12 protein-coding genes are annotated in these 14,243 nt (G+C 50.0%); 3 read left to right on the plus strand and 9 right to left on the minus strand.

The features are described 5' to 3' along the window. Positions 1-18 precede the first annotated feature (18 nt). The 3 genes from L9G74_RS06825 to L9G74_RS06835 form a co-directional block, all read right to left on the minus strand. Complete coding sequence (locus L9G74_RS06825) at positions 19-1,383, minus strand: GGDEF domain-containing protein (protein WP_238895548.1); 1,365 nt, start codon at positions 1,381-1,383, stop codon at positions 19-21. 75 nt (positions 1,384-1,458) lie between these two features. Continuing rightward, positions 1,459-2,457, minus strand: a complete 999-nt coding sequence (locus L9G74_RS06830) for a hypothetical protein (protein WP_238895549.1) — start codon at positions 2,455-2,457, stop codon at positions 1,459-1,461. A gap of 31 nt (positions 2,458-2,488) precedes the next feature. Then, a complete protein-coding gene (locus L9G74_RS06835) occupies positions 2,489-3,031 on the minus strand; it encodes a hypothetical protein (protein WP_238895550.1) in 543 nt (180 codons plus the stop codon). A gap of 293 nt (positions 3,032-3,324) precedes the next feature. On the opposite strand from L9G74_RS06835, the gene L9G74_RS06840 reads away from it, so the two are divergent. After that, the gene (locus tag L9G74_RS06840; RefSeq protein ID WP_238895551.1) at positions 3,325-3,567 is read left to right on the plus strand and encodes a hypothetical protein; all 243 of its coding nucleotides are present in this window, start codon (positions 3,325-3,327) and stop codon (positions 3,565-3,567) included. An 8-nt stretch (positions 3,568-3,575) separates the two neighbouring features. Here L9G74_RS06840 and L9G74_RS06845 read toward each other — a convergent pair whose 3' ends face one another. Both L9G74_RS06845 and L9G74_RS06850 read right to left on the minus strand, forming a co-directional pair. Next, a complete protein-coding gene (locus L9G74_RS06845) occupies positions 3,576-4,412 on the minus strand; it encodes a hypothetical protein (RefSeq protein WP_238895552.1) in 837 nt (278 codons plus the stop codon). A 44-nt stretch (positions 4,413-4,456) separates the two neighbouring features. Then, positions 4,457-4,888, minus strand: a complete 432-nt coding sequence (locus L9G74_RS06850) for a hypothetical protein (protein ID WP_238895553.1) — start codon at positions 4,886-4,888, stop codon at positions 4,457-4,459. A 210-nt stretch (positions 4,889-5,098) separates the two neighbouring features. Between L9G74_RS06850 and L9G74_RS06855 the strand changes: the two genes are divergently transcribed. Continuing rightward, positions 5,099-6,067, plus strand: a complete 969-nt coding sequence (locus L9G74_RS06855) for a sensor domain-containing diguanylate cyclase (RefSeq protein ID WP_238895554.1) — start codon at positions 5,099-5,101, stop codon at positions 6,065-6,067. A gap of 1 nt (position 6,068) precedes the next feature. On the opposite strand, the gene guaD is transcribed toward L9G74_RS06855, so the two are convergent. From guaD to L9G74_RS06870, 3 genes are all read right to left on the minus strand, one after another. Next, positions 6,069-7,427, minus strand: coding sequence for a guanine deaminase (gene guaD / locus L9G74_RS06860; RefSeq protein ID WP_238895555.1), 1,359 nt, complete (start codon positions 7,425-7,427; stop codon positions 6,069-6,071). Between the two features lie 296 nt (positions 7,428-7,723). After that, the gene (locus L9G74_RS06865; RefSeq protein WP_238895556.1) at positions 7,724-8,932 is read right to left on the minus strand and encodes a BCCT family transporter; all 1,209 of its coding nucleotides are present in this window, start codon (positions 8,930-8,932) and stop codon (positions 7,724-7,726) included. A gap of 723 nt (positions 8,933-9,655) precedes the next feature. Then, the gene (locus L9G74_RS06870) at positions 9,656-10,867 is read right to left on the minus strand and encodes a M24 family metallopeptidase (protein WP_238895557.1); all 1,212 of its coding nucleotides are present in this window, start codon (positions 10,865-10,867) and stop codon (positions 9,656-9,658) included. 259 nt (positions 10,868-11,126) lie between these two features. Here L9G74_RS06870 and L9G74_RS06875 point away from each other — a divergent pair, with 259 nt between their 5' ends. Further along, positions 11,127-12,884 carry a DUF885 domain-containing protein gene (locus L9G74_RS06875; RefSeq protein WP_238895558.1) on the plus strand — a complete coding sequence of 586 codons (1,758 nt, stop codon included), beginning with the start codon at positions 11,127-11,129 and terminating at the stop codon, positions 12,882-12,884. A gap of 63 nt (positions 12,885-12,947) precedes the next feature. Here L9G74_RS06875 and L9G74_RS06880 read toward each other — a convergent pair whose 3' ends face one another. Beyond that, positions 12,948-14,243 carry a hypothetical protein gene (locus L9G74_RS06880; protein WP_238895559.1) on the minus strand — a complete coding sequence of 432 codons (1,296 nt, stop codon included), beginning with the start codon at positions 14,241-14,243 and terminating at the stop codon, positions 12,948-12,950.

The following is a 14,243-nucleotide window of genomic DNA, read 5'->3' on the forward strand; positions in this document are numbered from 1 at the left end:
CCCAAGCCTTAAATATCACTAACTCAGCTCAGCCTCACTAACCACCTGATTACGTCCTTGGCCTTTGGCTTGATACAGCGCTTGGTCGGCACGTTTGAGTATGGTGGCGGCGCTGTCGTTCTGTCGATAGCTCGCCACGCCAGCGCTGACAGTTACGGCGGGGAGTTGGGGCGCATGGGTTTGCGCGATAGCCACACGTATTTTCTCAGCAATGATCAAGGTGCTGGAGAGATCCTGCATTGGGCAGATGATGGCAAACTCTTCTCCGCCGAGGCGAAACACGGTATCAATATCACGCGTATCGTGTTGCAGGACGTTCGTCACCAATTTGAGTATTTTATCGCCTGCACTATGCCCATATTGGTCATTCACTTTTTTAAAGAAATCAATGTCTAGCAAGATTAATCCAAACGGATAACCGCGTTCCGCTAAACTCAGGCTGTGATTGATCTGTTCATCCCATTTATGGCGATTGTATACACCGGTGAGTTTGTCACGCGTGGCAAGTTGCAACAGTTTTTGTTCCACTTCTTCGCGTGAGGCGATTTCCCTACTCAGTTGCCGCATCAACACGCCCACATCATGTTCCAGCTCCGCCAGTTCATCGCGATTAGCTTGTAAACTGGCTGCAACGGTGCGGTTATCATCAACAGAAAGAGAGCTGCCAAAGCGTTTGATCTTGGACTGAATTCGATTAACGCGGCGCAAAATAATCTGCGTGATGTAGAGGGTAAGCATCAAGCCGATCACCAAGGCACACACACCCAAAATAATGTTGATGAGCAAAAAATCCTGCTCTTGCTGTTCGGTAAAATTGGCGTCGTTACTGGTCATTTGACTGATGCGTTGCAGCAAGTTTTTTTGCTCGAGTTCCAACTCGGTGGCGAGCGCTTCAGTCTGTGCCAACAACGATGCATCCGCTACTGATTGCTCATAAATTTGACTTAAATGTTGTTCAAACGCATCACTAAGTTGGCGATAGTTGACGAGCTGATGCAGTACCTGTTGATGTGCAACCACATTGAGCACAACGCGTCCTTGCTGTAGGTTTTCTTCTAGCAAGCTCACAGCGTGATCTTGCAAAGATTTCAGCTTACGTTTTTGAAACACCAGCTGTTGATGCGGTTTCAGTGTTTGGTGCTGCTGTTGCTGCAGTTGATACTCTTCCAACTGCAGATGCTGCTCCAGCTCGATAAATTCTAACTGGGTAACCAGTTTACTCAGGGGAATATCAAGGTAAGCCACTTCACGCATATCTTGGTTTAACTGATTGAGCTTAAAGACTGAAAATACAATCACGCCCAGCAAAAATGACAGCAACACCACAAATAAGCTGCTCACCTTTTGCCGAATTGAAGCGTGTTGGAAGTCGATTAAACCCATGAGATAACCAAACAAATCTGAGATAAGGAGCTTATTGTAGTGGCTGCCGACGACTCAGCAACCACAACTCATGATTTATTCGTCTGTCTGCTCATCCATTAAGGAGTCAAATTGGTCAAATGCAGGCATGGCGGTACCAATCGATTTAAGATGAGAGGCTAATTGCTGCGCAAACTCTGACGAAAAGGTCAGACGCTGAGTCATAGGTTGACTATCGTCGGTATGCTCATACCATTGCACCTCTTCTAACCAACCATCCGCCGTCCATTGATAGTATCTGGGTTCCTCCATGCCGAAGGTCTCAAACTCGGGCTTTTGCAGTACAGCCAGCAGCTTTTCTCCTAGCGTGGTTGTTTGCAAATACCAAGTGAAATGGCGGCCATCATCGAGGGTAAAGCGTCCTCGTGTGCCAGTGTATCGATCGGGATAAAACTCGCGGAATAAGCTGTTAACGATAATTGCGTTGTTAAGCTTTTCAATACTGCGGCGATCACCACGGATGGGATACTTCGCCTGTTCGGTTTCACGGCATATCACATCCCTTGCCTGAGTAGTCCCTACAAGAAACACGTGAGCAGGCCATTTAACCTGTTGAAATTTCAAACCTTGTGGGAATTTTTTAAGCTGCTGCTGCCAGGCTGCACTTTGAGTATCAAATGGCGTGACCTTTAACTTAATCGGTACATTGGTGCCGGTGTAGTAGGTGTGGATCGTATTATGTTCGATACGATGATGTTCATCTAAGCCGTGTGATTGATCGACCCACTTTTTTGATTGTTCATTCCAACATTGAGTAGGGATCTTTTCACCCACTGGCATACTATCTATTGTCCAGCGGTCTCCCATTGAAAAGCCGTTTAACTGATTACTCTCCTTACCGTAACGCAAGCCAAAGAAAGCAAAACCCTCCTTCTGATAAATATCCATATAATAGCCGTTGCCGTCATCCTCCATGATGCCGTTGGTCACCGTGCGCCAGTCTGCTGGGGTCATTTCCGGCGCTTCAGCCGCTGCCACATAACTCGCGACTAGGCTGCACAACAACACCACGATTCCCTGTGGGTTACCTCGCATAAACACTCCTTATTTATGTAGTTGCAAATAACTATCTCAATACAGCAAATTGATTCTGCTGTGGGTCATCACTCAAACATTTTTGGGCAATGGTTGGCAATAACTGCCGTGCTAGTTTGTCACTATCTAGCGCTTTGAGCCAAGCATCATATGTCGCAATACGGGCTTCTGGCTGCTGTTTGATGATATTGCGGTAGGCTTTAAGCATGCTAGTGATGCCCGCAAGCTGGAGTTTTAATTGGTCATTTTTACTCGCAGGGTGCTGCAACTGATAGGCGGCATTGCCGAAAAATGACTGAACTAACAGCTCTTTGGCGTAGGGAATCTCCTCATGGCTTGGAATTGGCCCCAACACATCACACACGCTGATCTGCACCTCGTCACTGTCGGTGGTCCATTCATACAACTGCTGGCGTAAGTCATCGGCTTCTGGGGCTAATGGCCGCTGTTCCAACTGTTGCGTCATGGCGATAACGTCTTCATCGGCTAACTCCACAGCATTCGCGCTCGCCGATATCAATATCACCCCAAAGAAACTCAACGCTATCAAGCTAAACTTCATCAAGTTGTTCAAGGTCATCTCCCCTTAAATATCGTGACAGCCGCCCTTGCCGCTGTACCTTTGGCAAACATCATAGCGCCAACTTTTACGGTTTGAGTTAAGTTAAACCGATTTAATGATAGGGGGCGATTTACCCGCTCGCAGTGAAACTCAAAGCACAGCAGTTGCCATTATCCATGTCGCGACCCGATGAACACTTTGCTATCGGCTTGTGCGTTTACCAGCAAAATCCCAATCTGCATTTGATAATAATTCTCATTAACGTATATTTTAGGGTAGAACAAACAACGAGCAAGGTGTGTCATATGGCCAAGAATATCAATCTAGCCATCAGTGAGGAGAAACTCGCTAAGTTAATTTTAGCGGGTGAATTGTGTGCAGCAGATATCAAATGCTTGGACAAAGAATCAAAACAAGCGGTGTGGCGTTTATGCTTGTGGTGCTGCGCTAAACGCGCCAGTTGCGCGCATTGTCAAACTCCCTGTGATATGCGCGCAGCGGATGACGCCGAGGCATTGTTTACTATCAATCTGCCAAGCCGAGAGTAATGGCAGAGCTAATCGCTGACACGTAGCTGCCGCTGTAATGCGAAGAATTGAGCGGCATTGCCGTCACTAGGCCAGCCGCTAAAGCTCTGCCACTGATCTGCGATATGGAAGTAAAAGCTCGGGGTGCCCCAACGCCCAATTTGCGGCCATTCATCGGCTTTATAGGCAATCGCCAGCGTTAGCCACGGGTATTGTTGCTGCATTGCTTGCACACTTTCGAGATCATTACTCAAACTAGGTTGTAACAAAAACAACGCATTGGTTGCTAACCACTGTCTTAGCTCTGGTTGTTCGTCTGCCCACGCCAAAAAGTTTTGTGAGAAGTGACAGCCAGGCGCCGCCACAATAATCATACGATGCTCTGAGTCATCACCCGTCAAAATAAGTTGCTGATGGGAGAATTTCAACAGGCCCCGGCCCTGATAAGTAACGTCGTTGAATTCGGGCAGTGGTGGTAGATAAAACTCTTGCCGAATCGCCCGCGCTTGGGGAAATAACCTCGCAACCAAGTAACGTTCATAGAGCACTTGGGCGAGGTGGACCACATATAATCCCCGCAGTTGCTGCTCCCGTAACACCTGCTGCATGGCGGCAATATGGTCATCGTCTAGTGTGAAAAAGCTGATGGTATTCAAATCAAAAAACAGCTTATGCAGCGTGACATTATCTACGCCCGCTAACTGCGTGAGCTGCTGTGCAATTTGGCACTGCTGAAACACCGCTGCATACAGCGATGACCGATCCACTGACACGCCATCTGCATCCCCTATCCCCCGTACCTGCTGTAAGGCCTGATATAACGCCTCTTCATTCTTACCATCTTGGCAAAAAGACTGCGCCTGCACAGCGCCACAACAAAGCAACCATACAACTAAGCAACATAAGCGCATCAATCGTCTCCTCCATAGGTGAGAAGATAGATATCTAATGGTGTTTCAACCCGCGCCAGCTGGCTGCAAAACTGTGTATATTCGGCGGCATCGAGTAGTAACAACACTTGATAAATCTCAGTTGGCGTAAGCTCCCGCGACAGTAATTGCATATCAAAGTTACGCAGATGCTGCTGGTTAAACTGGACACTAGCAATAAATTGTTGCTTTTGTGCTGGGCGGAAGGCGTCCAACGGCGAGGGCTTTTGCGCGACCAGCAGCAGCTTGGCCGAGCTATCAACCACTGAAAAGGAAGAGGTTGTCTGCGCAGTTAAACGCTGCAATTGCTCTTTCGCCAACGCGAGTTGAGTAGGCAATAACTCGGTACCGACAGCAAACGAAGAGGTAGAAACCAATGCAGTCACGGCAAGTAACATCCTGTAATTACGCATAACATTTCCTTGTTATAGCTGAAGTATTCCAGCATAACGAACCACATTGCATCAGTAAAACAAATGTTCTGCTCGCTTCTTGAGCATCGAGTCATTAACATAAAACACGGTTGCCATTCTATTTAACGTTTTGCCAGATTGAACAGAATGTAAACAGCCATAACCCGTATATTCTTATCACGCCAACGAGCCAATAACACCTGCATCATCATGGAACAGCATCTGAAGCAGTTACAATTGCTTGAGCAAGAAGTTGCTCGCTTACGCCGCGAAAATGCGCGCCTGCAAGAAAAACTCACCGCAGCATTGGACGGCACGGGGCTATGCCTGTGGGAACAACATGTGCCTAGCGGTAAGCTGACCATTTTTAATATGGAATGGGGCCAAATGCTGGGCTTTCAGCCACAAGAGTTAGCCGCCACCGTGGAGACTTGGAAAAGCAAGATCCATCCCGATGACTACAAGGAGGTGGTGGGCGCGCTGGAAGATCATTTAGCGGGCAAAACGCCGTGTTATCAAGTGGTGCATCGAATGGTGCATAAAACCGGTAGCCATAGTTGGGTGACCGATCGTGGTCGTGTGGTGGAGTTTGACCGTGACGGCAAGCCGCTGCGAATGATGGGCACTCACATCGATATCACCCAAGAGAAACGTTATGAGCAGCAGTTAGCGCTATTGGCGAGTAGCGATCCGCTCACTGGCGCCCTCAATCGTCACAAATTTGAGTTTGAATTTGAACGTGTGAACCAGCGGCCAACGCCACAAAATGCCGCACTGGTGTTTATCGATATCGACAACTTTAAGCTGATAAACGACCAATTTGGTCACCACTGTGGTGATAAGGTGCTGATCAAACTCGCAGACTGGCTGTCAGAGTTGGCACCGTCGGCGGCTCACATTGGCAGAATGGGCGGCGATGAATTTGTGGTATTGGTGCCGGCCACCAATAAGCGCCAGTTGAACGATTTCACCAGCGCGTTACTGGCTCGCACAGAGCCATTAATTCAGCTAGATGGTGCCGCCATCCAACTCGGCTTAAGCATTGGCGTTTGCCAATTTGTTAGCCCTTATCCCCACTTTAATGCGCTGTACCAATTAGCCGACAACGCCATGTACCAAGTAAAAAAACAGGGCAAAAATGGCGTTGCGTTTGTACAAGCGCAGCCTCGGCGTCGCTAAGCTATTTGCTCAGATTGGCCGCATCATAAACACAGTGCCCAGCCACATAAGTGGCGGCGATATTGCGATCATCGCCGAGCATCATTAAGGCGAACAGCTTATCTTCCAAATTCTTCGCGTTACTCATCCGTAACTGTTGCACCTCGGTCGCCGCCCAGTTAAGCACCACGAGATCAGCTTCACTCCCCACGGCGAGCGTACCGATTTTGTCACTGAGACTGAGCGCGCTAGCGCCACCTAAGGTGGCGAGATAAAAACCATCCAACGCCGACAGTTTCTGCCCCTGCAACTGCAACACTTTGTAGGCATCGCACAAGGTTTGTAGCGGCGAGAAACTGGTACCAGCGCCTACATCGGTACCTAAACCAACGCGCACCTTGTCACGGCTGGCCCGCTTGAGGGGAAATAGACCGCTGCCGAGAAACATATTGGAGCTGGGACAAAAGGCAATCACCGAGTCGGTAGCGCTGAACGCTTGCCACTCGTCCTCAGTAAGATGAATCGCATGGGAGAAAATCGACTTTGGCCCGGTTAAGCCGTAATGCTGGTAGATATCAAAGTAGCCACGGCATTCGGGAAATAATGATTTGGCCCATTCAATCTCATTTTTATTTTCTGATACATGGGTTTGCACATAAGTATCTGGGTATTCCGCGCGCAGCTTACCGGTAAGGGTCAACTGCTCGGCGCTAGAGGTGGGCGCAAACCGTGGTGTAATGGCGTACTGCAAACGGCCGCGATTGTGCCATTTTTCAATCAAGGCTTTGCTCTCGGCGTAGCCCGATTCTGGCGTATCCAGCAAGTAGTCTGGCGCATGGCGATCCATCATCACCTTGCCCGCGATCAAACGCATGTTTTTGGCGGCCGCCTGTTCAAAAATCGCATCGACCGATTGCGGGTGCACAGTGCCAAACACTAAGGCCGACGTCGTGCCGTTTTTCAGCAGTTCGTTAATCACAAACTGGGCGATTTTGTCAGCGTAGTGCTTGTCGGCAAACTGCTGCTCAGTGGGGAAAGTGTATGTATCCAGCCATTCCAGCAGTTGTTCGCCATAAGCGGCGATCATCTCGGTTTGGGCGTAGTGAATGTGGGTATCGATAAACCCGGGCATGATCAACTGACCCGAACGGTCTTGCAACTGTGGATATTTAGCCGCGTCATCAGCACGATAATCACGTAACTCGGCAATGAGGCCGTTTTCAATCACCAATAATCCATCGGCAAAATATTGGTAGCTATCTGCGGGGGTAGCCACATCGGCGGGATTAGCAATAAAGTGCAAAAAACTTGCGCGAATGGCGCAATTTTGAGCAGAAGGACAAATGCTGGCGACAGCAGGCTCTATCGAAGGGATCGACATAACAAGACTCCATTGAATACTTAAAAATTAAATACCAATGGTTTTTGACTCAGTGATTAGCACCCAGCCCTTGTTAATCGATTTTTGTATAACAACCGAAAACCATAAAAAGCGACCGTATATTAGCGATATTTGTGCCAATAGTTAACTGGTTATTTTTGTGGATATTTGTTTTAGCGCTACGCCGCCCCCTGCCACCCAAGCGAGCAAACTGGCGCTAAACGAACCAAAATAGTGCATCCACAACCAGTTAACCGTTAGCAAAACAACCCGCTTGGCATTCATTGTCCGCGCGGCTAGTGGCTTAAATTGAATTTGTCGAAGTTGAGTTGGTTCTCTTTCGGCGAGCTAGTGATATGGCTCACCGAGTTGAATTTTTTATACAGAATGTAGGCAACGCAGCTATAAAACAGCCCAATCACTAACGCCCCAACCCACTGAATGCGAATAAAGTCGATTTTAAATAGCAGCGTTAACGCCACCAACCCAGCGAAGTTGAGTAGCAGATAATTGCGGCGTCCCAAGCGCTGCGGCGTCAGCTTTAAGTTGTCGGTGTACAAGCGGATCAACGAGTCGAGCGAATTCACCACAAACAGAATGCCAACCACCACCATCATCACATTGCGGATACCGGTGGTGGCGATATGCGCTTGGTGATAATGCCACAGTACGCCAAACCACAATGCAATCGGGATCGACGGAAACACCAACATCGCCAGCAGCAATTGCCAAGTGCGCAAGCCACCAGCAAAACGCGCGGTAAATTGGCCGATCATCACACTCCACGCCAGCCACCAAAACAGATAAAACGCATGGTATTGGTTGATAGGAAACAGAAAGTGCTGAATGTTTTCAAAGTAGCCCGACAACAACGACTCTTCGGCCAAATATTGGCTGATGTGGCTATCGCCCCACAAAAAGGCACTGCCCCACATAAAGGCGATCAACCCCAAAAACAGCAACGTTGAAGACAGGCTCAGCAGCCGCACATATTTCAGTTCAGTGCTGCTATATACCGCCAGCGCAATCGCCGCAAATACGATGAGATAAAAGCTTGGCGCTATGGTTGTGCCATCGCCTAAAGCTGGCAGATACCACGGCAGATTTTTCAGCAGCAAAAAGGCGGTGAAGGCACAGGTGCCGATAATCACCACATTGTTGAGCAGCTGCACCCAGCGGATCGCAAAAAATTTCACTTTCGGTTCGATGATGCAGAAGTAAAAACAGGTGAGAAAGTAAAACGCCCAGATAAAGAAGCCCCAAAAGCCAAACTCAATCGCCAGCGGATTGGTAAAACCGTAATCGGCTTGAGTGCTGTAGCGGTTGAACTCGGTCAGCGGAAACATAATCAAGCCGACATCGAGGCCGGAGGTAAAGAGAATCGCAATAAAGCTGAAGGTTTTAACTGGCGTTACGCCAATCAGTTGAATGTTGCCCCATTTCCACAAAATGAAAATGATTGCCAAAAGTGCTAAGCAAATACCTGCACTTAACCAAATTAACACGGGAAATCTCCTGTTTATCTGTTGGTTTTATCGTGAGTTTCTCATCGGGTTTGCAGTCGCCAACCAAGGCGGCTAAAGGGTGTAAGCCGAATCATCTGTTTTACCGGGGTTACATGTTCGAAAGGTCGTGTCGTCACGAAAAGAGCGGGCGCGGCCTGCCAAGTCTGGATGCAGACAAGAGCATGCACATTGCGGTTAACAATGGGGGAGAAAATAGATGGGAACGACCAGCGTCGTGTGCTCCTTGCCAAAGGTTTGGTAAGGATGGCGTACCAAGTTGGGTGGTCACGCCCGCCACTCCGGCAATGAGAGGGCTGGTATAACCTAAAAGGACGCACCGTTCGGGGTTGAGTTAAAGCAGTCACGGGTAAACTTACGCAAGCGTCGAGTTTAAATATCAGTAATCAAATCGCCCCGTGGCGTTGGAGCATGGCGTTAGCCATTGATGAAGAAGAATGCCCGGCATAGTGCGGGCGGCGAGTAGCGAATTAAACGGTCGAGCGGGCATGAGCTTGCCTTATTTTGAGCGAAAAATGTGAAAATACAGTGGGTTTCAGCTAGCGGATTAAACGCCAGCCACCCAGCCGTGACGTATGACACCAGCTTATGCCCAGCAATTTTGTGATGAACATCACATTTCCCAATTCAAAATCACTGCCAACAGCCCATCGGCGGCGGCCACTTTGGCGCGCGGCAGATGGGAGAATAGCAACGGGCGTGTTGTTACAGCGCGAACGGATTGTCGATACTGTGGCTCGGTTCAGTGAACCACTCTGGTCCGGTTTGGCTCATGTAAAAGTGATCTTCTAACCGCACCCCAAAGGCTTCTGGCACCACAATCATCGGCTCGTTAGAGAACACCATGCCGGTTTGCAACGGAATTTGATTACCGCGAACTAAGTAGGGCGCTTCGTGAATATCCATACCCAAACCGTGGCCAGTGCGATGCGGCAGCCCCGGCAGATCGTAATCTGCACCTAAACCATCGGCTTGCAGCGATGCGCGCGCCGCATCATCCACGCTGCCACATGGTGCGCCGAGTTTGGCGGCAGCAAAGGCGGCCAATTGGGCGTTTTTCTCTGCCTGCCAAATGAGTCGTTGCTCGTCAGTTGCATCACCAAACACATAACTGCGGGTGATGTCTGAGTGGTAACCTTTGAGCTTGCAGCCAGTATCAATCAGCACCATATCGCCCGCTTTAAGGGTTTGCACATATTCCACGCCGTGCGGATAGGAAGTGGCTTTGCCAAACAGCACAATGCAGAAGTAAGAACCGCTGGCGCCCACTTTGCGGTGCGCTTGCTCGATAAAGGCTTCCACTTCGGCGGTGGTGATACCTTCATGCAAAATGCTGGCAGCCGCTTTATGTACTTCCAACGTCATCTGCATCGCTTGTTTGATCAGCGCGGTCTCTTTGGGCTGTTTATGCATGCGGCAATGGGCGGTGACGTTAAAACCATTCACTACCGTCAGCTTGCCCGCCTGCTGTTGAATACCATCCACCATAAAAAACTGGGTTGATTCATCTAAGGCCAATTTGCCGCTGCTGATACCGCGCTCGTTGAGCGACTCAATTAGCAAGGCGTACGGGCTTTCATGTTCGTGCCAGCCGAGAATGGCACCATCCACCAGCAAACGTTGTTTGATGGTGTCGATCTCAAACGCGGGTGACAGGTAGTAAATCTCCCCTGTTGGCAGCAACACCGCGCCCATCAACCGCTCACTCACGCCCCATTTGATGCCGGTAAAATAGCTCAGATTGGTACCGGAGTTGATATACAAGGCGGCGATGCCGTTGGCACGCAGATACGCCTGCGCCTTGGCAATACGCGCTTGATAATCAGCTAGTTCAATCTGCGCCGCGCCAGCGGTCATATCGCTCAAACGGGCTAACGCTTGCTCTGGCGTACTGCCGCCAATGCCTTTGGTACTCATAATCTCTCTCTGTGGTTATCACGCCAAGCTAACGGTCATAGCGGCGATAAATGGCACTATCTTAATGCGGCACACATTTGCTTACTATCGATTGTTACCCTGCTATTGCACTGCTATCCAACGCTGGCAGCATGAGTTGAACAATTGAGCCTGCGCGCTGACGCCTGCTCCGTAAGCTTAGCGATTGACGTAAAAAGGGTTTCATGTTCTTTTTATAACGTATACGAAATGACAACACTAATACAACAAGGAGAAGGCAGTGCCAAGCAAACCCGTTTTTCCGCGCATGTTGCTGTTAGCATCAATGCTGGCTCTACAACCACTATCTAGCGCCATGGCGAGCAGCGCCGACCAAGCATTTGAAAATATTTATAAAACTGAATGGCAATGGCGTCAGGATCAAAACGGCGTGGACGAAGATAGCGTGGTTGCCACGGTGCCAAGTTCCTTGCCAGATGTCAGTTTAACCAAGCAGCAAGCCAACCTCAGTTACTGGCAAAATGTGCAACAAAAGTTGTCAACCATCGATAGCAGTAAGTTATCGCCCGATAACCAGATGAACCTGCTGGTATACCAGCAACAAATCGGTTCGCTGATCTCCGACATCACCAACAAAGTGTATGAACGTCCGCTTACTGGCGACACCTCATTTTGGGGCGATTTGACCTACATGACCGACGACGGTTTCCACACCGAGCAGGATTACCGCAACTACATTCAGTGGCTGCAAGACATGCCGCGCTACTTTAAGCAGAACATTGCCAACATGCGCGCTGGTATGGAACGTGGTTTCGTGTTGCCAAAAATCAGCTTACAAGGCCGTGACGCCACCGCTGCCTCAGTGGTCGATGCCAAAGGTGCCGACAATATTTTCTATCGTCCATTTACCAAGATGCCAACCAACCTGCCCGCAAAACTCAAAACCGAGTTACAGCAAGCCGGGCTAAAAGCGATAAGCGAAGCGGTGATCCCCGCCCATAAACTGGTGCTGGATTTCCTGCGTAATGAATATATTCCGCACGGTAGCGAGTCACTGGCAGCATATGATCTGCCGGACGGCAAAGCCTTCTACCAATCGCAAATCAACACCTACACCACGCTGGACTTGAGCGCAGAGCAGATCCATCAAATCGGTTTAGATGAAGTAGCGCGCATCAAGCAGCGCATGTTTGATGTGATGAAACAGGTGCAGTTTGATGGCAGCTTGAAAGAGTTTCTCGACTTTCTGCGCACCGATCCGCAGTTCTACGTCAAAACGCCACAAGCATTGTTAGACCGCGCCGCGTGGATTGCCAAAGAGTTTGACGGCAAAGCGGCGCAGTACTTTGGCCGCCTGCCACGCAGCCGATTTGCGGTGATTCCGGTACCAGATGATATCGCGCCGTACTACACCGCCGGTCGCGGTGGTCCGGGGGTCTATTTGGTGAATACTTACAACCTGCCCGCTCGGTCACTGTATTCACTGCCAGCGCTGACGCTGCATGAATCCGCCCCCGGCCACGCGTTCCAAATGCCATTGGCGGCTGAGAACAAAGCGCTGCCGGAGTTTCGCCGTAACTATTACATCTCCGCCTTTGGTGAAGGTTGGGCGCTATACAGTGAAAAGCTTGGCGAAGAGATGGGCATGTACCACACGCCATACGAAGTGTTTGGCATGCTAAGTTATCAGATGTGGCGCGCCGCCCGCTTGGTGGTGGATACCGGTATTCACGCCAAACATTGGAGTCGCAAACAAGCGCAGGACTACATGCTGGATAACACCGCACTATCGACCCATGAAGTGACCACCGAAGTTGACCGTTACATCGCGTGGCCGGGTCAGGCCTTGTCTTACTATCTCGGCGAAATGAGCATAGTGAACAACCGCCAGAAAGCGGAACAAGCCTTAGGTGAGAAGTTCGATATTCGCGCCTTCCACGACACCGTGTTGCAGATGGGTTCGGTACCGCTGTCGGTGTTGGATGCACGTATCGACCAGTTTATTGCCGATGGTGGCAAGTCACCGTATCAAGATTAATCTGTTGATTTAAAGACGAAAAGCCACGTATCAACGTGGCTTTTTTGTCACTAAAAATAGTTATCAGCTACCGAAGATTAGCCAGTTCAGCGCACCCGCGCTAAACCACATAAACAGCAAGTAACGCCAGTTATCGCGCAAAATGGCAATACTGTTGGCCTGATAACGGCTCACCATCGCCAAACCGACGCCCGACAGCGGGCTCACCGCCGTGGCCGTGCCCCACACCGACAGATAAAGAAATGCCAGTTGGTTGAGATCGTGGGCGATGGGCAGCAACAATGGGCTTGCCAGCGACACACTCACCAGCGGATGCACCCCAATCAAGCCGACCAGAATCATCATTAAACTGGCGCCCCAGAATACCCACGGCGAAATATGGGCAATGTTGAATTGAAACAGTTCGGGGTAACTGGCAATCAACGCCGCCACCCCACTAGAAAATACCCCGGCCGCGAGAAACAGCGCGAATTGGCTCGCCACACTCGGCAAACGCCGCTCGATATAAGTAACCAACACCTGCCGCCGTGGCCGCCCTTTGATAAACAACAAAGCAGCAATCGGTGCCGCGATACTGATAATGGTGAGGATATGCACCTCGGGGTAAACCGTGTGTAACACCAGCACCAACACCGCCAATATCAGTGGCATTAGCAAACTATCGCGTTTCAGCGGATAACCACGAAAACCATTAATGCGATAGCGGCGCATTTCATAGTAGGTAAACAGCGCCATTAACAGTGCCAAAATCAGCCCAGGCACCACAGTACGCGTCCACTGCGCTCCGCTGGCATACGTCATTGCCACACCAAAGGCGATAAAAAACGGCGACCAATACCCGCCAGAGCAGAAGCCGCGCATCAACACCACGATCTGGCCGCGGGTCAACGGCGCTTTGCGTTGCAAGCGATCTCCCACCACGAAGATGATCGATAGATTGATCACCGCCCCCAGCAGATGACACGACAGAATTGTCGACCAAAACCCCCGTTTGCCCATCGGCTGTGAGGTATCTTCTGCCTCGGGATTGGTGAGCGCCAGAAACGACACCGCCACAAACATGGTGAGTAGCGGCAGATTGCGTGACACCGCATCAAACAGCCCCAGTTCCACCTGCTTAATCGCGCCCCACAGCAGCATGATCACGCCACAACCAAACAAAATCGCCGCTTGTTTGTGTGCCGACTTACCTAACGACGGCCAGCAAAATGCCACGGCAAGCCAAGCAATAATGGTGGGAATGAATAACGAGATATTGAGTGCGATGGCTAACAGATAACTCGCCGCAGTACCACAGACAAGCCAGCCTGCGATGCGGGTACGTTGTTCAGAAGCGATGGAGATCACAGATAACATCAT

It is taken from the genome of Shewanella electrica (genome assembly GCF_022321485.1).
GTDB lineage: Bacteria > Pseudomonadota > Gammaproteobacteria > Enterobacterales > Shewanellaceae > Shewanella > Shewanella electrica.